Raw genomic sequence first — 19,162 nt, forward strand, 5'->3', positions numbered from 1 at the left:
CACCGGCCGACTGCGGGGTGTTCTATACTAACCTACGGAGGTAATCCCGAAGCCCCGCGCCGGTCGCGGCGGCGGGCTCGCTAACCGTTCGATCAAATCCGCCAGCCAGTTCAGCCGTCGTCCGATCGTCATTGCGCAGCGCGGCATTCGAGTAGTTTGGCGAGCAGCAGCGCGGCCCGCTCGACCAACGAGCTGCTGACGAAGTCCGGAAAAGCCCGCTGATAGTGTTGCAGAGTCATCTTCGCCACCCGCAGGCGGTCCGGACGTTCGACCGGGCGTTGGAAAGGCCGTTCTCACACGGATCTCGCATTGGCCGAGACCTCGAGCCGAGACGGTCTCGCGCAGGTGCCGGCGACTCTAGGGCACGAGGTGCACGACCGTTTCCTGCACCCGTTGATCGAGCGCGCCGCCGTGGAGGGGTGTGACGGCGGATGCCTGCGCCGGGGCCGAAGCACCCGCGGCTGCATCGACCGAGGTGGTTCCGCGCTCGGCGCTTCTCGCGAAGCACTGGCCAGCGAACAGCTGTTCCGTCCTCGCCGCCATGGAGGACGAAAGCCTTGCGCGAGCTGTTGGCTCCCTGTCACAACGCGGTCCAGGTGGCAACCACGTCAAGACGCTGATCGTCGCTGTTCTGGGCGGCACCGCGACTGGCACTGCGATCGGTGCGTCGGCCGCGGCCAGCCCGCTGACAGGCGGGAAGGCCGTTTCCCGACAGAATGCCTTGCGTCAGACAGGCGTCGCCTTTCGCGGGGCCTGGCACCCTTGGCGATCTGCTTCAACGGGGCCTCGCGCGGCGGGGGCACCGCGGCGACGAGCGCTCTTCACCGCAGTGCCGCGCCGGCATTCCGGGCAGCACTGCCCCCGACGCGGCAGCCGGACGAGCCTGTTCGACGTAGCACTCTCTACCAGAGCACGAGTGGGATCAAACGGACGCTTCTTCCTGCTTCATCGAGCTCCCAGCCCATGCGTTTGAGCGTGCGCAGGTCGAAGGTGCTGTTGACGATGTGGATGGCAGGGAACTTCTCCGCTAGTCCGGCCTCGATCTGCGGGAGCAGTTCGATCGTGGGGAGGAAGAGCTGGAGCAGGAGGTTGGAGCGTCCGGTTGTCGATGCGATGACACCAATGCTGGGCCGGCTTCTGAGTTCGCGGGCGATCTGGTCGTGATGGGCAGAGGGGGCGCGGGTCCAGAGGGTGGCCACGATCGGCCAGCCGAACAGCCGGGTGGCGATATCGCACCGCAGTCGCAGGAGGCCGCTGCCGGTGAGGTGGCTCAGTCTGCGCCGGACCGTGGTGGTGCTCATGCCGAGGGCGGCCCCGAGTTCGGTGTAGCTCATCCGGCCATCCTGCGAGAGCACGTTGACGAGGTGTTTGTCCGTGTCGTCGGGCCGAGGAACTGGGTTTGGCGGTCCGGCTCTGTTGCCCCCGAGTTTGGTGGACTGGTTCCGATCCAGTGCCTGTACGCGCCACTGGCTGGCTTCGGTGTGCAAGTCGGTGGTCAGCGACACGCACACCGCTCGGACTCCAGTCTGTTGCTGCAAGTGCCGCAACACGTCGGTGTGCAGCGTAGCGATGTCGGGCGCGAAACTGATCAACACTAAGTCGGGATCGCCGCCGGTGACCTGGATGGTGGCGATTCTGGGGTTGCTGAGCAGAGCCTGCGCTATCGCGTCGGTGCGCGCGGGCTCGCAATCTGCGGTGATGAACGCGTTCACGCCGGTGCGGCCGAAGGTCGGCCCCGGGGTGACGGTCACTCGGGCGAGTCCTGCCTGACGGAGCTGTTCCCATCGTCGTGCAAGAGTGACCGGAGCGGCGTCAAGCACCTTCGCGAGGTCGACCCACGACGCGCGCGGTTGGCGCTGCAGCGCCTCGACCAACGCCAAGTCGCTCTCGCGCACGACGTTCGTTTCTGTCTCAAAAGGACCCTCAAGAGTCGACATCTTGAACTTTCGGACCGCTCGGAGGACACAGAAGCACACTTCTCATCGCTGGATGCTACGTCTCCGGGGCACCTGCTCGGGAAGTGGACACGCCACACAGACGGGGCCGGGGGCAGCACAAGGCGAACGACTAAGGAGGTCGTCAAGTGAAGGCTGATTCCGGCCGAGCTGACATGTCGCAGGACGAGACCGGTGCCGCGCCCGGCGGCCGAGGGCCTGCTCCGGACGGCAGTGCGGCAGGCAAGGCGACGACCGCCTCCCGCGTGCGTCCCGAGCGGGCATCGCGACCTCGGAGGGGAGGGCTCGCGATCAGCTCGAACTATGGCCTGCCGATCACCTGGCTGTTCATGGTGCTGCTGTTCGGTGTGCTGATGCCGAACAGCTTTCTCTCCCCGGCGAACGGTTCCTACATCCTGAGTTCGCAGGCGACGCTCCTGATCGTCGCCATCGGTGTCACGGTGGCGCTCGCCGCTGGCGAATTCGACTTGTCGTCGAGCGGCACGCTGACGATGTGTTTGGTGGTGGTCGGCTATCTGAACGTGCAGAACAAGTGGCCGGTCCTGCCGACTGTCCTGGTGGCCCTCGCGATCGGCCTTCTCGTCGGCGGTGTCAACGCAGTGCTGGCGGTCGCCGGTGGGATCAATTCGCTCATCGTCACGCTGGCCATGGGGTCCGTTCTGTTGGGCGCTTCCTTGGGCATCAACAATCTTACGGTCAGCGGAATCTCCCCGACGCTCGTCAACGTCGCGCGCAGCACGGCAGGCGGCATTCAGCTCGTGTTCTTCTATGCGATCGCTCTGGCGGTCGTTGCCTGGTACGTCCTGCAGCACACCGCGCTCGGCCGAAAGCTTTTCTTCACCGGCGCCGGGCGCGAGGTCGCCAGACTGTCCGGGATTCGTGTCGACGCGATCCGTGCGGGGGCGCTGATCGTCTCCAGCGTCTGCGCGGCGTTGGCGGGTGTCCTGCTCGCCGGCGTACTGGGGTCCGCTGATCCCAATGCGGGCGTGAGCTACATGCTGGCGCCGTTCGCGGCCACGATGCTCGGAGCCACCAGTTTCACGCCCGGCCGCTACAACATCCCGGGTACGACGGTGGCGACCTATTTCCTGGCCACTGGCATCGCCGGACTTCAACTCCTCGGTCTGTCCGGGTGGATCTCGCAGGTCTTCTACGGCGTCGCGCTGATCCTCGGCGTAGGCCTGTCCGCCTATGCCAGCCGGATGATCAGCAAAACACGTGGCGGCCGGTCGAAGATCGGCCGTGCGCGAAACGAACTGGAAAAGGACATGGCATGAATACGTATCGCGTGATCGGGACGGGTGCCCTGGCGGCTTGCCTCGCGCTCGCCACGGGGTGCAGCGCGGCCGTGGAGAGTCCGTCGACGACAGGGGGAGCGGCGCGGGCCTGCCCCAACTCGGCCGCGGCCGATGCCTTGCGGTCGGCCACTGCGCCGTACGCCGCCGATTCGCTCGACCTTCCGGCGCTCACCCACCCGAACCCCCTTCGCCACGCAACCGTCTCCTACATCGCGAGCGGGCTCAGCTTTCCGTTCAGCCAAGAAGTGCTCGCCGGGGTCAAAAGCGGAACCTCAGCCGCAGGCGCGACGGTTTCGGTGTCCGACAGCGGCGGCGACCCGGCCAAGGCCGGTTCCCTCATCGACCAGGCCGTGTCCGGCAACGCTCGGGTGATCCTCCTGCAGGGCACGGACCCGGTCGCGGTGTCCGCGAGCATCCGCAACGCCAAGAACCACGACATCCCGCTGGTCTCGGTCGCCGCCCTGAATCCGGGCGCAGTGCCGGCCGAACTGCAAGCCATCGGCGTCTCGGCGATCGCGGCCGCTCCCAGCGACGTGGGCACACGGCAAGCCGACTTCGTGGCAGCCAACAGCGGATGCGCGGCTCACGTTCTCTTCGTGGGTTCCTCCACCTTCCCGACCAGCAACGCCGACGAAGTGCAGTTCACCTCACGGCTGGCGCGCATGTGCCCGGACTGCAAGACCAGCACCTTGGACTCGCCGATCGCGCAATGGCCCACCCAGCTCGGCCCCCAGGTCAACGCCGTCCTCCTGCGGAACCCGGACATCAGCTACGTCGTCACCGTCGTCGACGACATGTTCACCAGCGTGAAGCCCGCTCTGCAATCGCTCGCCGGGCGGCAGGTGAAGCTCGTCGGCAACAACGCCGTCGCGGCCACGATGCAAGTGCTGAAAGGCGGCTTGTCCGATCCGGTCGCGGCCACCGTCGGAACTCCGCTGCGGTGGATGGGCTGGGCGGCAGTCGATCAAGCACAGCGTGTCGTCGCCGGAGAACCCGCAGTAGCCCACGAGCCAGTGGCCAACCGCACGTTTGTGCACAGCAACGTCAAGAGTCTGGACCTGGCGAACCCCGAGACCTGGTACGGGACATTCGACTACCAGCGGGCCTACCGCACGTTGTGGGGGATCTCGTGAACACCCGCGCACAGCACGGACCGGGAGTCGCGGGACCGGACGCTGCAGCGCCCGAGACGGCATTCGTCGCCCGGCACCTGTCGAAGACCTACGGGCAGCGGCTCGTGCTCGATGACGTCACGTTCGCGGTGCGGACAGGAGAAATTCATGCGCTGCTCGGCCAGAACGGCTCGGGCAAGTCCACTCTCATCAAGATTCTCGCCGGCCAGGTCGCCCCCGACGCCCGCGGCCGGTTTCCGAGCGGACCGTCGCTTTCCGCCGGAGACCGCCAGCACGAACTGCCCGTCTCCCCCAGCGTATCTGCTGCTCTGGGATTCGTGTTCGTGCACCAAGACCTCGGGCTCGTCCCGACCGCGACAGTCACCGAGACCCTGGGACTCGGACACTTCCTGACCAACCGTCTGGGCCGGCTCCGGTGGAAGGAACAGACATCTCTCACCAAGAAGGTCCTCGAGCAGTACCAGATCGACGCCGCGCCCTGGGCGCTGACGCGCGACCTGAGCGAGGTGGACCGAGCGATTCTGGCCATCGTGCGCGGCGTGTCCTTCCTGCGACGCGACCACAGCGCCGCCAAGGTTCTGGTCTTGGACGAACCGACGGCGTTCCTGCCCGCCGACGTCGTCCACCGCGTGTTCCGCATCCTGCGGGACCTGGCCGGCGAAGGCCACGCAATCGTGTTCGTGTCGCACCGCCTGGACGAGGTGTTCGAGGTCTGCGATCGGGCATCCATCTTGCGGGACGGGGTTCTGGTCGGCACTCGTGATCTGGCCGACACTGCCAAACACGAGCTCGTGCACGCAATCCTCGGTCGCCATCTTCAACCGACCCGGCGCTCGAGCGACGCCCACGCCAACCGCGTCGCTATCGAGGTGTCGCACCTGAGCGGTAAACGGGCGAAGAACGTTACCTTGTCCGCCCGCGAAGGAGAAGTCGTCGGGCTCACCGGATTGCTGGGCAGCGGGTTCGAAGAGATCGCGTACCTGGGATTCGGAGCCTCCAGAGGAACCGGAACAGTCACCATCGGCGACCGCGAGTTCGCCCAGCACAAGCTGTCCCCGCACCGCTGCATCGAACTCGGGATGGGCTTGTTGCCGGCGGATCGTCGCGCAGCCAGCGGAGTGCCTGCCGCGTCGGCAGCCGAGAACCTCACGCTGGTCGAAGTCGGGCAGGCGAAGAATCGGAGCCGCGTGCGGCGCACCGAACGCGAGGACGCCGCCGCCGTCATGCGTGACGCCGGTGTGCGGCCTCCGCTCGCTGGAATGCCGTTCTCCGCCTTCAGCGGAGGCAACCAGCAGAAGATCTTATTCATGAAATGGATGTCCATGGGGCCGACAGTCCTGTGGCTGCACGAACCCACGAACGGGGTCGACGTCGGCGCAAAGGAAAGCATTCACCACCTCATCGTTCGCGCCGCGGAATCGGGGTGCTGTGTGCTGATCGCGAGCACCGAATACGAGGATCTCGCCGACCTCTGCGATCGCGTGCTCGTGTTTCACGACGGGCGAGTCACCACAGAACTCGCCGGAGAGAACCTGAACCACCGGCAACTGCTGCACGTTTGCATGTCCGCCGAATGACCTCAAGGAGGATCGGATGAACTTCACGATCGACACCATCACAGTCCCGCCGGCGTCGGTGCGCCACTTTCGGCTGCCCGCGGTGGCCCTGCCCTCAGGTGCTGGCGTGGAGATCCCCGTGACCGTCGTCCACGGTGCGGAACCAGGTCCCGTGCTGCTCGTCACCGGGGCGACGCACGGCATCGAACTCGTCGGGACGCGCGCGCTTCTGAGCCTCGTGTCTGCGCTCGACCCGCGGACCCTGGCCGGCACGGTGATTTCGGTGCCGGTCACGAACCCGCTTGCGTTCGACCAGTCAAGTTACGGCTCNAGACGGCATGCACATGGGGTTGCCTTGCTACTGGCCGGCCTCGCCCGAAGGCTCGGCCACCCGGCGGCTCGGTGCCGCGCTGCGGCCGCTGTTCGACGCCGCCACCCACTACATCGACTTGCACAACAACGTAGAGCCTGCGGTACCGATGTCCATGCGATTCGAGGACTCGTGCTCCTCCGAGTCGGTCCGGCAACAGCAGCGGCTCATGGCCGACAGCTTCGGGTTCACCTCCGTCCGGATGACCGAGCCCGATGACGACACCGCGCAGATGGTGGGCCGGATGGACGGTCACCCGGCCGCGGCGGCGTCCGCCCACGGAAAACCCGGGCTCATGGTCGAACTGGTCGACACCCGCGGGTACCTCGGCCACGACCTCGGCGTCGCCGGGGTCCGAAATGTCATGTCGGCACTGGGCATGCTGACCGATCCGGTTACGCCGCAGGACGCACACCGTCTCGACGGCGATTTCACTTTTCACGGCCTCCTCGCCGCCTCCGCGAGCGGAATCGCAATGCCTGTTCGCGAGCCCGGAGCGCTGCTGGAAAAGGGCGAGGAAGTCGTTCACATCGTCGACATGACCGGCGCGATCGTCGACACCGTCCGCATGCCGATCACCGGTTTCGCCTGGGCGTACCTCGCAAGCCCGCACCAGCGAAACGGAACGATGGCGGTTAACGGAGGACACGCACTGGCGTTTGTCGCGAAGCTGGAGGCGTGACGCGTGGCCGCCGACATCACCACGACCGCAGCTGGCAGCTCGGGCGAGGCGACCGCTGGCACCAAGACCATCACGGAGAGGTACGTCCGAGCCTCCCGTGATCTCTGGCTGCGGCTCAGCCACGCCATCCATGCTCAACCCGAACTGGCGTTCCAAGAGGTCGAATCCTCTGCGCTCGTGGCCGAAACACTGGTTGCGCAGGGGTTCGACGTCCGGAAACCCGCGTACGAGCTCGAAACCGCGCTGTCGGCCCGAGCCGGGTCAGGGACGCTCCACGTCGCGCTGTGCGCTGAGTACGACGCGCTCCCGGAAATCGGGCACGCCTGCGGCCACAACATCATCGCCGCGGCTTCCGTCGCCGCAGCCTGCGCACTTCGCGAAGTCGCGAACGACCTCGACCTCACCGTCGAGGTTCTCGGCACCCCAGCGGAGGAAGACGGAGCCGGGAAAGTCATCCTTCTGGAGCGAGGCGCTTTCGACGAACCGCATCTCGTTCTGATGGCTCACCCGTCGCCATTCGACGATCCGGCTCCGCCGCTGATCGCAGCAACTCATTTCACTTTCGAATTCATCGGAAAAGGTTCGCATGCCGCCGCTGCCGCGGACCTGGCGCTCAACGCCGCCGATGCCGCCAACCTCGCGCAAGTCGGTATCGCTCTCCTCCGTCAGCAACTGCCCGAAGGCGTGCGCATCCACGGCATCGTCACCGAGGCCGGGAGCGCACCGAACATTATCCCGGCGCTCTCGCGAGGAAAGTATGCCGTCCGCGCGCCTGCAAAAGCAGTCCTGGACCAAGTGCTGGACCGAGTCGAAGCATGCTTCCGCGGTGCCGCGGTGTCCACCGGCTGCGAGGTCGTCCTCCGCAGGAATCCGCGACCGCTTCCGGAAGTTCGGCACGACACCGAAATCGCCAGTATCTACCAGCGGAACGCTGAACACNCTGAACACCTCGGCCGGCGATTCTGCAACCTCGAACACGCTTCTCGTTTCACAGCATCCACTGATTTCGGCGCCATCAGCCAGCTCGTCCCCAGCATCCATCCGCACATCAGCATCTGCTCGCCGGACGTCGCCAACCACCAGCCCGCCTTCACCGCCGCGAGCCGTTCCCGCAGGGGTGACGATGCGGTGGTCGACGCCGCCATCGGCCTGGCCTGGACAGTGATCGACGTAGCGCAGAACACGGACATCCGGTCCCGCCTCGAGGAGCGAAAACACTCGGCTCCGAACTCAGCTCCTGGCGACGGACGACATCGACATGCGCCGGAAATGCCGTAACCACTGCACTCTGTAGCGACGGATACGTGCGGCTGAGTGCCCGGTTTCGCCGCGCAGCCGGGAGCAGTCCACGACGGAGATGCTGTGTGCGGGCGGGCCGGACGTTTGGTGCCGCTCTGGCGCCTCAAGTGTGTGCCGGATGCGAGACCTAGCTGCGGGCAACTTCCCGGATTGAGGAGGTCGGGGACCGTTGAGCACCCGTGCTCACGGCGCAAATAAACGCCATCTGAACCGGCACCGGCGGGCTCGCCACGGCCTGGACGGTTGGGAGCTGAGCCTCCACATCCTCGATCAGCGTCCGCAGGCGACCTTCAAGGTCCGGCCGGTCGCATACCAGGTCCTCCAGCTCCTCCTGCCACCGCGTGATCTGCCGGTCCCGGACCGCGTCGACGTCGGTCGTCCTCTCCAGCCGGTCGGCGCTTCGACCCAGCTGCGCTTCGATGTCGCCCCGGTGCTCGTGGCCATGGCCGCGACGATGGTCGTCGCGGCCTTCATCGCCAGGTCTGCCACCGGATCGGACATGTGAACTCCTTCGCTGCGGCCGGACGGGACGGACCAGCGCCGAGCGTACCTAACCGGTCACCCGAGGACTGCGGAATTCGCCGAAATCGGTTCGGCTGCGCCCCCGTTACCTGACTCAACGGGGAAACCTGCCACGTCCGCTGAATGCCATGCCTGCCGAGTTCGACGCCGCCGTCTTCGGGTGCCGCACGTGCCGCTGACCGTCGAGCGAGTTTCGGTCCCCGACACGCCGTCCCCTGGCGAGGTACTGGTGCGGCTCAAGCAAGCGTGGTGTGCCACAGCGACCTGCACATGCTCGCAGGGGAATGGGACGCGCCCGCGTTGACGATCCGCGGTCACGAAGGCACCGGAATAGTCGGGAGTGCGGGAGAAGGCGCCACGACCCTGGTGCAGGGCGGGGACGTCGTCCAGTCCTCGACCCTGTCGTGCCGCCGATGCTGCTACTGCGTCAGCGGCAGGCCCGTCCTCTGCGAGGTTCTCGGCCAGCACTTGGCCGACCACCTGTCATTCGCAGGCCGAACCCGCGTCACCACGACCGACGAACGGGACGTCCACAGATTCGCCGGGAACGGAACGTTCGGCCAGGTCACACTCGTTGCCCGAACCGGCCGCGATCGCGATCCGCAGCGACGTCCCGTTCGGACAAGAGGCCCTGATCGGATGCGCGGTCACGATCGGAGCGGGGAAGCGGTCAACACCGCGAAAGTCCGGCCGAGCGGCACCGTGTTCGTCCTCAGCTTCGACGAGGTGATCGCCGGGTTCCGGATCGCACGCGGCGGCGCGGCCGAGAAACACGGCGTGCTCCCGGACTTGTCCGTCTGCGGAAAGGCGATGACCGGATGATCACCCAGAGCACTGTCGTCGGCCGAGCGGACCTGATCGACCAGGTAACGAACGCCGTCACCCACGCAGGAACCTGCAACCCCAACCCGATCGCGTTCGCAGCCATCGAAGCGACAAATGCGCGTCCTGGCCGCCCCGGCTGTCTACGAGACGCTCAAGACGATCTCGTCCGGGTCCGAAGCCCACGCCGGCGGTGCTCTCGATTCGGTTCCTGACTGCGCCCGCTCCAACCGGGGTCGGCTCGCTCCTTCAGTACGTCCCCGCGGGCAGAGCCACTGCACCCCACGGCACCGGAGGGCTCTGGACGGCGATCCTGGAAGGGATGGCTGCAGCAGGGCTTCCAGTTCATGCCCTCCGGCAAGATCTTCCGCAGCACCGCACACCACCACTGATATCGAGGCAACAGCCGGGGCCGTTGAGAAGCTGCTGCGCCAGTCGTGGCCGACCGTGCGGCGGCCCGCGAACGGGGCCGACGCGGTCGCGCCCCTGGCTGATCGGCAGCGCAGGAAAGTGGGCCGCGAGCGCCGAGTACGTGCCTGAGGCGGTGGTCGCCGACTGCCGGCCAGTGATCCACGCCTGCGAAGCCGGCCGGTCCCGCCTGATCGTGCAAGGCCTGCCCCGTCGTCGTGAACACCGGGCCCCCGCGTGATGGCTGTTCGCGTTGGCCTGCACACTGACGGCATGTCCGATGACCAGACCGGTGCGCGCCGTCGGAAACGCTCTCGTCAGCGACGAGCGGCCAGCCCTGTGCCCGCCATGCGACCGGGCCCCGGCCCTGTCGGCGACGGCCCGGTGCCCGGACGAGCCGGGCCGTTCCGGCCGCCGGCGATCCTGCGGGTCGTCGGCTGGACCATCGCGGCCGTATCGTTGTTCTTGCTGGTGTGCGGAATCCTGATCGCCGCAGGAGTGCTCCACGGCGGCCAGACGGATCGCGGCCAAGCGGTCATGGTGGCGGTCAGCGGCGGAGCGCTCTTGGCGGTAGGACTGCTGATCGCGGTGAAAAGCTCGGTGGAACTCTACCTCGAACGGTCCTCGCTGCACTACCGCAAAAACCTGTTCGTCCGAGGTTCGATGAACTACCACGAGCTCGTCTCGATCAAGCTCCAGCCCGGGCCCGCCCAGAGCACCACCATCCGCGACCTGCACGGCCGCACCGTCGCGATCAACGCCTACCGCGTCGACTGGGAACCCATCACGACCTGGGCCGCCGACCACGACCGCACCGACATCTTCGTCGGCTGGGAGTGAACCGGCCCGCCCCGCAAGGCGCAGAGGAGCGACTGGCCAGAGCCCAGTACCCGTTGGCCGGCCAGCCGGGGCGGCGTCTCTGCACGCCCGGCCGTCGCGTGGGCGCGAGCAGCCGTGCGGCACCGGATCAGCCGCGGAGGCGAGCCGCGCGACGGAAAGGGAGATGGAAGATCGCTTGTGCCGGCAGCGGCTCATCGACGTGTCCTACCTTTCTTGAGCTTTTTGTTTAACCTGGTCACGTCGGGGCGTGACCCCCGTTGATCACGGGCGAAGCCCTTGGTTGATCATTCCTCTTGCGACAGAAGGAAGATCCAACCAAGGGCTTCAGTTGATCAGTGTGCACGACGCCGGCCACGCCGGTGCACTCGGGGAGTTGTCCACGTTCCGCGAACGGTTCTACCAGTGCCTGACCGGCCGGACTGCCGCTGCCTCGTGCCGCGAACGGGCGGATCGCGCTGGCCGTGGACGTCTCGCACTGGCTGCGCCCGGACGCGGTATGCAGGCCCCGACCGGCTGTTCTGCCACATCTGCGCCCGCGGCAAGGGCCAGGCCCAGATGATCCCCGGCTGGCCCTACTCGTTCGTCGCGGCGCTGGAGACCGGGCGCACCTCGTGGACAGCGGTCCTGGACGCGATCCGGCTGGGACCGGCCCACGACGCAACCTCGGTCACCGCCGCCCAACTACGCGAGGTCGTGGGCCGGATCGTCGACGCCGACCATTGGCAGCCCGGCGATCCGAGCGTCCTGATCGTGGCCGACGCCGGCTACGACCTGGCCCGGCTGGCGTGACCCAGTAGTTCATCACGCCTACGGCCTGTGCTTGGTGATAGTCGTCGAGTTTCGCTCCGCCATAGTCCTTTGCGGCGAAGCGCAAGGTTTCCAATCCCAGGTCTTCGGCTTCTTTTTCCACTCGCTCGGCAAGCTGGCGGGTGCCGGTCAGGTAGGCGACTGACCATCCGCGAGAAAGGGCGTGATCGGCGATCAGCAGGGCCAGCAGCGTTTTGCCCTCGCCGGTGGGCATTTCGATGGCCAGATCAGCGGTGTCAAGATGCTGGTCCGCGTACGCGGCAAGTACCTGAGCCTGTCCCGGTCGAAGCTCGGTGAACGTCGCTGATCCAAAGTCCACCAGGTTCTGCTCGAAGTCCGGCTTCGCCACGTCGCTGCTCCAAGGTCGGCCTATGCCTACGTCGTCAAGACACCGCGTCGAAGACACGGCTATGGAGATGTAGCGCTCCAAGGTCGCAGCGTGTTACTGTAAGCATCGATGCATCCTGTTACCGTACCGATATGTACTGGTCGACGCGCGCGGAATTGCTCGGCCGCGGCGCGAACGAGTCCCAGTCGATCGCCTTACCTTGACCGCAGGGTTCGCGGGTCGTAATAGGGTCAGCTTTTCGTATCCGCAGCATAAAGGAAGGTCCTGCCGTCACATGGTGTCATCTGAATCGGCTGGAAAATCGCCATGCCTGAGCACTGAAGCAATCGCAGGCAGTTGGGCAATAAGTTGTCGACGCTCGTCGGAGGTTAGCCGATTCAGGAGATCGGCTATGGTGTGCGCGAGACGGTCATGCGGATCCGAAATCGGCTGCGGCGGCGTTCCGGCTTCGCGAATCACCGTCAAGATCGCGTCGAACTGCTTCGCATCTGCCGCGAGCGCCGCCTCGGGGTGGTTTTCGAGCAGCCACGCGCGGGCGAGGCCCGGGTGGCTGAGTATTTCACGAAGTGAATCCACCCGGCGGCGCAGTCGATCATTGCGAAGCTGCTCAGCACGTTGAGCTTCGGCGAAGTCGCGCGCTTGAGAAAGGACATGGTCGTCGACGGTGACAGCTGCATTGTTAATCGACACAACGACACCTTTCAGGCGATCCACCTCCTGAGAATTCCCCAGCATTACAAGCAGAACGTCCCTCAGGTGGTCAGCATCAGTGACACTGTGCGCCCTGCTCAGATTTGCCAATGCGATTCTCAGGTGATGCCGAGCGAACAATTCCGCCTTAGCTCTGGTTACCCCTGGAGCGTGGTCTTCCCTCGCGTAATACGAGGCTTCGACCGACACGTGAAACACCAGACCAACGTGTTTACTGGGAAGTGATTAATTGAGAACCAGAGCGCCGGAGAGTTTACTGGAGGGTCTTTCTCGCGGCGGCACATGATGTCCGATCTGGTCTTCTTTTCTCCGAAATATCCTTGTCACGTGACAGACTCGCCACCAAAGGTGGAATGGGTCGAAGTGCAATCTGAAACAGTTCGTCAACTACTAATGAGTTCGTAAGTAAGTCGAGACGCGCGGTGTGATTTCCCGGGGTTTCGGCGGTTGTGCGGGATGCTTCTTGCATGCGCGACAACGACGGTCGGAAGCTGGATCACAAGACTCTCGAGGTGCTGCGGATGCGGGCGATCGAGCAGGTCGCGGCCGGTGCGCACCCGGAACAGGTGGCGGTCGCGCTGGGGTTCCACAAGAACACGGTCTACGGGTGGCTGGCCAAGGCGCGCGAGGGCGGCAGGGACGCGTTGAAGGCCAAGGCGGTCCCGGGTCGCCCGCCGCGGCTGTCGGCGACGCAGATCTCCCGGTTGTACGGGCTTGTCGCGGGGGTCGATCCGCGGCAGCTGTCGTTCGAGTTCGCGTTGTGGACACGGGAAATGGTGCGCGAGGTGATCTTCCGCGAGTTCGGGGCGAGGCTGAGCGCGGTCAGCGTCGGCCGGCTGCTGCGCACGATGGGCATGTCCCCGCAGCGGCCGCTGCACCGCGCCTGCCAGCAGAACCCGGAAGCGGTCCAGGCGTGGAAAACGGAGCGGTTCCCGGCCATCCGCGCCGAGGCCAAAAAGGCCGGCGCGACAGTGTATTTCGCCGACGAGGCGGGAATCCGCCCGGACTGTCATGCCGGGACCACGTGGGCGCCGGTCGGCAGGACGCCGGTCGTGGCGAACACCGGCGCCCGCTTCTCGATCAACATGCTCTCCGCGGTGAGCGCTCAGGGCGCGCTGCGGTTCATGCTCCACGAGGGCGCCGTGAACGCCGAGGTGTTCGTCGAGTTCTGCAAGCGCCTGCTCGCGGACGCACCCGGCCCGGTGTTCCTGATCGTGGACGGCCATCCCAGCCACCGCGCCAAGGCCGTCGCCGCGTTCGTCGCCGGCACCCAAGGGCGACTGCGCCTGTTCTTCCTGCCCGGCTGCTCACCGCAGCTCAACCCCGACGAATGGGTCTGGAAGAACGTCAAACACGACCGCATCGGCAAAACCGGCGTCACCAGCAAAGCCGACCTGAAAAGCAAAGCCGCCGGCGCCCTGCGCCGCCTGCAGAAACTCCCCGCCCTCGTCCGCGGATTCTTCCGCGACCCCAACCTGACCTACATCACCGCCTGACTCGACCTACTGCTGAACTCCTTAGTAAGCGATCGCGAGCGGATCGTTCTTGCCTTTCCCCGTCGCTTACTTGTGTCTTCAAGAGCATTTTAACGACGACGTTCTCTTGGAGTACTTCGACGGCGGCATCCTTAAGTATTTCATGGACGAGTCCAGGAGGAAGCTCATTCTTGTCCGCACTTGCCAGCCATGAGCTAATCGCGTGAACACCTGCTCCTTGGTCGTGACGACGGGACATTACTCGCTTCCATCCGCTCACGATCGAGGCGCGGGCAGATCCTTCAGGGTTGCTAGCATCCTCAAGATACGAGTGCAATAGATCAAGGGGCAAAGGTGTTGCCGTCATGAGCTGAGTGAACCCGGAATATTCGGCCTGAGGCCACTTTTTACTCCATTCAAGTACTGTCTGGAGTACATGGCGTCGGAGTTCGGAGCTGTGCGCAGCCAATGATCGGAGACCGGCCCCTGCAATGTTCCTGCTGCGCTCGTTATCCTGCTGGACAAGCCATTTGAGGCGCACCAAGGCTCGTTCCGGATGCATCTGCCCGAATAGCCCTGAGCAAACGTCGGCTACGACGCGTTGTTGTGCTGCGACAGGCCCGCGAGACCAGGTCCACAGTTTAGTTCTCTTGCCGGAGTCCTGAGCCTTTCATCCAAAGCTGCTGCTGTCAGCAATGAAACCGTGAGGGAATGATTTTTCGAATCTGTGCCAAGCATGCGCTCGGCTTTTTCCAACACTTCGGCAGCGTCGGCCTCGATCGCCAGGGCCTGCAGCCTCCGGCTGACCAGATCGGCGTATGCGGGACCGACGCCGGGCACCGAAGGCAGACTGGCCAGCCAGTCCAGCAAGACCTCGCGGAGATCGGGAAACTCGCGGTAGACGTGATTCAGGACAGCCTGGCCCGCACCTGGCCTGCGCGTGGTGATGCTGACACGGTCCTCGGTATTCTCCGCATCGATCGTCTTCAAAGCCCGACTGAGGTCCACCGCGACAAATGCCTGAGCTGGCGATGTTGCAATCTTGAGATATTTCAACAATGCCTGAGCGGCGGCAATAATAACAACTTTTGACGCGCCGTCGAGTGCGGCAGTCGCCCAAAGGAGAGCACGCTCCCAATGTGTCGCATTATCGTGCCCGAAGCACGTGATGATGTAGTCAGGCCATTGCAGCAGCTCTTGAAAACGCTGCTTTTGCACGGAATCGTCTTGCTTCCGCAAGAATCTCGGCGACCTCAACCGCGCGCCGCGGCGACGCGCCAGCAGGCAACAGGCCTGCACGCTCGTCGAGCTTCCGCAATCACCGGTTTCCACAGCTCATCCGGAGTCACGACAACCAATACAGACCCTCGCGAGAGAAGTGTGCGTCCGAGGCTGACGAGATTCTCGGCGAATTTCGCCGAAGGCGGCCCGTCTTCCTCTCCGAGGTCTAGGATATAGCCACAGCTTTCTCCGGTTGGCAAACGGCCAGTGGAGGGTTCCCGCCAGTCCGATTCCAGAACTATTAGCGATAGATCTGCTTCATATTTTTCCGCGTGACGACGCAGTAATGCCAGCCCGCTTGCGGACTTGCCAATTCCAGGTTTTCCGTACAACACCGCAACGCCGCGGCCATGCAGTTTGTCTGCCGCCTCAGTGAACCGATCTGGTGTCACAAAGTAATTGTCAACGACATCTAGATCATCTGAGCCGGGGGCCTGCCCGGAAAGCGTCTCCTGGTAGTGAATATTGTAGACTGGCCCTTGATGCTGACGGAGATGCGCATCGCCGAATCCTATCCCTAGCATCGAGGGATAGCCTGAAGGATGATCAGTTGGAGGAGCGGGCGCAGTTGGATAAACCTGTCCGATAAACGGCCATTCTTCTGGATAGTCAGCGGGCATTGCCGAACGTGTTGTTCTGAGTTCCGACGTTCTGCACAATCTGACTGTTGTCGAACCCGTAAGCCACCTGTTGGTGATTTTTCAGCGTCGGCGCAGTGCTGGGATTTGCTGCAATCCACTCATTGAGGAATTCTCGAAGTTGTTCCGTCAAGTCGGGATGCGCGGTCAGCAACCCTGTAAGGTCTTGTGTCCACCGCTTCTGAACAGCCCGCTCCAGGACGGGACGATCCTCCTCGTCGGCCTCGAGGAGCTGCTCGACATTCGTGTCCAAGGTCGCTAGCGCCTTGCCCGCGGTCTCATCGTTCGATCGGGAGGACCAACGTCCGAGCCAAGCACGGAAATCTGACCACGCCGCAGTGGTCAGTGTCGAGAACGTGGTTTGCGTGGCGAGAGCGGCCAGAGCGCCGATCTCGGACGGGATATCCACTTCAGCGTCCCTCCCCAGGACTTGTCATCAGTGAGCTACTACCCGACTGCACTCTGTCATCTATTTGCGAGAGTTCGCCACGATACGAACTGAACGTCACTGGAATGGACCAGCTTCGAGAGCCCGCCGCGTTCACGGTCATGCGGCCCGCTCGGTCAGAGCGTGGCGCAAGAGGTGAAGACTCTGCAAAGAGTTCTTCGCCGGCTCGCGCCCGCTGGCCACATGAGGTGATTGTCCTCGGCAGGTGACATTGGCGCGCAAGTCGCCGCCGGACGCTCAGGTCTCAGGCGCGGCTCGGCACCTCGCGTCGCGTCGTTGAGGCGAGATCCATACGTCGACCCGGTGCTCAACGGTGAACTGACTCCCGTCCGGGCACGCTCACTCGTGCGCGCCCAGTTGGCGGGATTCGGGACCGTCCGGCCTGTATGGTCGGACGCGGAGGCGTTTCGGGGGTGGATCCGACCTCTCCGGTCATGACGCCATGTGCCGGGACCGGGCGCGCGGGCTGTCGTGTCGCTACGCGTCCGGTGCCGAGCCGCCCCGGGACCGTTCGCGCAACCACTCGTCGTGGTCCGGGTGCTCGGGGTGGTTCAGGTCGTCGGGGTTTCGATCGAAATACGCCGCCGCGATGCCCACCGCGAAGTCCCACACCCACGACTCTCCGTCCACGTACAGCCGTGGTTCCGGGAACATGAGCGAGTCGCCGCCCTCGGCGTAGTCGCGCGGGACCCCGAACATGGCCGCCTGGCACATGTGGTGCTTCCCGTTCGGGCGCCGGAATTCCAGATCCCACACGTACCGGCCGTCGTCGCGGTCGTCCTCGGGGCGGCGCCGGGACGCGACCAGGGTGTAGTCCCACCGCGCGCACACGTCCGCGACGAACGCGTCCAGGTTGGCAGCGGCGGTGTCTTCATCCGCGGTAGGCAACGGTCCGCTGCCCGGGCTGAATATCACCATGGAAGGGCCCTTCTCGTCGCTGGTACTCACATTGTCTCGGCCATCGCCGGTAGCGCGGTCAGCCGCCGGGACCGAGGCAATACCTGCCCGGTCGCGCTTGGGGTTGTACGGCTTGATGCGGACGCGTTTCGGGTCGAACGTGCGGAACCCCTTGCAGGCGGACGGGTAGACGCAGAGCGTATCCCGGCCCAGCGCGTCGCCGAGCATGGCGCGACGCTCGCCGACATCGGCCGCGTCCCACTTCGCGGCGACTTCCTCCGGGCTCATCGCCTCGGTTGGGCCCTCCGGGTTGCCGCCGGTCAACTCCTCCCGCTCCGCGTACAGGCGCGCGAGATCCTTGAGCAGGGGCTCGTTCGCCTTGTCGTACGCTTTTTCGGTCATCTTCTTCGCGCCCCATTTAGCGGCGATCGCCTCTTGCCGTTCCTCGCACTCCCTGATCTCCGACTCGACGGCGGCCAGCCGATCGGAGACCAGCGCCCGCGCGGCCTTGATCGCCGCCGCGTGGTTCTTGTCCGACAATCGCGCGATCACCAGGGCACGGATTTCCCGGTCCACCGCCCGCATGTCCGCCGCGACCTTGCCGCAGCCCCCGCGCGCTTTCGTGCAGTTGTACTGGCGCCGCCGCGTCCCGTCCGGGTATTCGCCGACGTGCGGGCGGGCGGACAGCTTCTTGCCGCACTTCGGGCACGTCGCGATCCCGGACCCGACGTAGGTATTGCCGGGCTGCCGTCCCCGGGTGCGTCCGGCGAACAACGTCCGCAGCCGCGTGAAATCGTCCGGGTCCACGATCGGCTCGCCCCGCATCCGCCCCACGATTTCCCCGTCGTGCTCGATCAGTCCCGCGTTGCGCGGCCGCAGCAGCACGTCCCGGACCTGCGCCGGGCTGAACAACCCGCCCGTGACCGTGCGCAGCCCGCCCGCGTTCCACTCCTCGGCCACCGTTTCCTGAGTCACCTTGGCCAGAATCGCTTCCGTTCCCGACCGCAACGCGGCACGTTCCCGCTCCACCAGTTCCGCCGGAACCTGCTCGCGGGTGTCGTTGCCGTCTTCGTCCAGCGCCTCTTCCTTCGGCACCGTCCGGTCCAGCCCGGGGAACCCGAACGACCGGCCCTGCAAATGCGGGATGCCTTTACGGCGAAGGGTGTCGAACCGGCGGGTGATCCGCTGCGACGCCTCGTCGGAGTTGCGCTGGTTGTGCGCGACCTCCTGCCGCAACTGATACCGGTCGTTGTAATCCGACAGGTCATACCGGCCGTGCGAGGACGCGACAGTGAACGAGTCGAACTCCTCGACCAGCTTGAACAACGCCTCAAGATCCGGACTTTGCCGCCAGCCCCGGTCGGTGTTCCACACCACCACCCCGTCACACGCCCGCGCGGCAACCCGCTTCATCACCCGTTCCCACCCCGGACGCCGGACCTTCGGATTCCACGCCGACAGCTTCGGGTCGGAAATCTCCTCACCCAGCACGGCACCCAGCCGCTCGATCACCTCGCGGTTGTCCGCGTGCTGGACCTCGCACTTCTCCAGCTTCCCCTTTTGGTTGCGAGACAGCCGCGCATACGAGTCCAAGATCGGCTGCCGACCGCCCCAACCAGCACTAACCTCATGACCATGACCCATGACACCCACGGTAGGTCGCCAAGTCAG

The 19,162-nt window shown here is 65.2% G+C and carries 16 protein-coding genes and 3 pseudogenes; 12 read left to right on the forward strand and 7 right to left on the reverse strand.

Annotated elements, in window-relative coordinates; all coding sequences use genetic code 11:
• Positions 1-902 precede the first annotated feature (902 nt).
• Positions 903-1,895 carry an Lrp/AsnC family transcriptional regulator gene (locus A4R44_RS23395; protein ID WP_067584450.1) on the reverse strand — a complete coding sequence of 331 codons (993 nt, stop codon included), beginning with the start codon at positions 1,893-1,895 and terminating at the stop codon, positions 903-905.
• A 188-nt stretch (positions 1,896-2,083) separates the two neighbouring features.
• Between A4R44_RS23395 and A4R44_RS23400 the strand changes: the two genes are divergently transcribed.
• The 11 genes and pseudogenes from A4R44_RS23400 to A4R44_RS23440 all read left to right on the forward strand — a co-directional run bounded on the left by A4R44_RS23400 (position 2,084) and on the right by A4R44_RS23440 (position 11,674).
• On the forward strand, positions 2,084-3,232 hold the full coding sequence (locus A4R44_RS23400) for an ABC transporter permease (RefSeq protein WP_095213545.1): 1,149 nt from the start codon (positions 2,084-2,086) through the stop codon (positions 3,230-3,232).
• Complete coding sequence (locus A4R44_RS23405; RefSeq protein WP_095213546.1) at positions 3,229-4,386, forward strand: substrate-binding domain-containing protein; 1,158 nt, start codon at positions 3,229-3,231, stop codon at positions 4,384-4,386. The genes A4R44_RS23400 and A4R44_RS23405 overlap by 4 nt, the downstream gene beginning before the upstream one ends.
• Complete coding sequence (locus A4R44_RS23410) at positions 4,383-5,963, forward strand: sugar ABC transporter ATP-binding protein (protein WP_161269839.1); 1,581 nt, start codon at positions 4,383-4,385, stop codon at positions 5,961-5,963. The genes A4R44_RS23405 and A4R44_RS23410 overlap by 4 nt, the downstream gene beginning before the upstream one ends.
• Before the next feature lie 16 nt (positions 5,964-5,979).
• Positions 5,980-6,252: pseudogene (locus tag A4R44_RS52525) on the forward strand (succinylglutamate desuccinylase/aspartoacylase family protein); the annotation flags it as partial.
• Between the two features lie 34 nt (positions 6,253-6,286).
• Positions 6,287-6,994: a succinylglutamate desuccinylase/aspartoacylase family protein gene (locus A4R44_RS23415; RefSeq protein WP_067584455.1), complete on the forward strand. Its 708-nt coding sequence runs from the start codon at positions 6,287-6,289 to the stop codon at positions 6,992-6,994.
• A 3-nt stretch (positions 6,995-6,997) separates the two neighbouring features.
• The gene (locus A4R44_RS23420) at positions 6,998-8,272 is read left to right on the forward strand and encodes a M20 family metallopeptidase (RefSeq protein WP_067584458.1); all 1,275 of its coding nucleotides are present in this window, start codon (positions 6,998-7,000) and stop codon (positions 8,270-8,272) included.
• 190 nt (positions 8,273-8,462) lie between these two features.
• Positions 8,463-8,798 (forward strand): hypothetical protein, encoded by a 336-nt coding sequence (locus tag A4R44_RS23425; RefSeq protein ID WP_067584461.1) that lies wholly within the window; start codon positions 8,463-8,465, stop codon positions 8,796-8,798.
• A gap of 140 nt (positions 8,799-8,938) precedes the next feature.
• Positions 8,939-9,322: pseudogene (locus A4R44_RS52530) on the forward strand (alcohol dehydrogenase catalytic domain-containing protein); the annotation flags it as partial.
• Positions 9,323-9,454: 132 nt separating this feature from the next.
• The gene (locus A4R44_RS50655; RefSeq protein ID WP_232791739.1) at positions 9,455-9,637 is read left to right on the forward strand and encodes a hypothetical protein; all 183 of its coding nucleotides are present in this window, start codon (positions 9,455-9,457) and stop codon (positions 9,635-9,637) included.
• 756 nt (positions 9,638-10,393) lie between these two features.
• Positions 10,394-10,885, forward strand: coding sequence for a hypothetical protein (locus A4R44_RS23435; RefSeq protein ID WP_067584467.1), 492 nt, complete (start codon positions 10,394-10,396; stop codon positions 10,883-10,885).
• Between the two features lie 402 nt (positions 10,886-11,287).
• Positions 11,288-11,674: a transposase gene (locus A4R44_RS23440; protein ID WP_198545410.1), complete on the forward strand. Its 387-nt coding sequence runs from the start codon at positions 11,288-11,290 to the stop codon at positions 11,672-11,674.
• An 85-nt stretch (positions 11,675-11,759) separates the two neighbouring features.
• Here A4R44_RS23440 and A4R44_RS52535 read toward each other — a convergent pair.
• Both A4R44_RS52535 and A4R44_RS48210 read right to left on the reverse strand, forming a co-directional pair.
• A pseudogene (locus A4R44_RS52535) lies at positions 11,760-12,098 on the reverse strand (DEAD/DEAH box helicase); the annotation flags it as partial.
• Positions 12,099-12,311: 213 nt separating this feature from the next.
• Positions 12,312-12,755 carry a hypothetical protein gene (locus A4R44_RS48210; RefSeq protein ID WP_157904977.1) on the reverse strand — a complete coding sequence of 148 codons (444 nt, stop codon included), beginning with the start codon at positions 12,753-12,755 and terminating at the stop codon, positions 12,312-12,314.
• 464 nt (positions 12,756-13,219) lie between these two features.
• Between A4R44_RS48210 and A4R44_RS23445 the strand changes: the two genes are divergently transcribed.
• Entirely contained in the window at positions 13,220-14,248 is a 1,029-nt protein-coding gene (locus tag A4R44_RS23445) for an IS630 family transposase (RefSeq protein WP_067584473.1), read from the forward strand.
• 570 nt (positions 14,249-14,818) lie between these two features.
• On the opposite strand, the gene A4R44_RS48215 is transcribed toward A4R44_RS23445, so the two are convergent.
• The 4 genes from A4R44_RS48215 to A4R44_RS23455 form a co-directional block, all read right to left on the reverse strand.
• Positions 14,819-15,445, reverse strand: coding sequence for a hypothetical protein (locus A4R44_RS48215; protein ID WP_157904978.1), 627 nt, complete (start codon positions 15,443-15,445; stop codon positions 14,819-14,821).
• A 35-nt stretch (positions 15,446-15,480) separates the two neighbouring features.
• On the reverse strand, positions 15,481-16,128 hold the full coding sequence (locus tag A4R44_RS48220; RefSeq protein ID WP_157904979.1) for a hypothetical protein: 648 nt from the start codon (positions 16,126-16,128) through the stop codon (positions 15,481-15,483).
• Positions 16,118-16,555 carry a hypothetical protein gene (locus A4R44_RS23450; protein WP_067584476.1) on the reverse strand — a complete coding sequence of 146 codons (438 nt, stop codon included), beginning with the start codon at positions 16,553-16,555 and terminating at the stop codon, positions 16,118-16,120. The genes A4R44_RS48220 and A4R44_RS23450 overlap by 11 nt, the downstream gene beginning before the upstream one ends.
• Positions 16,556-17,071: 516 nt before the next feature.
• Positions 17,072-19,084, reverse strand: a complete 2,013-nt coding sequence (locus A4R44_RS23455) for a recombinase family protein (protein ID WP_067584478.1) — start codon at positions 19,082-19,084, stop codon at positions 17,072-17,074.
• Between the last annotated feature and the right edge of the window lie 78 nt (positions 19,085-19,162).

Origin of the sequence: Amycolatopsis sp. M39 (assembly GCF_001651785.1) — a bacterium.
GTDB lineage: Bacteria > Actinomycetota > Actinomycetes > Mycobacteriales > Pseudonocardiaceae > Amycolatopsis > Amycolatopsis rubida.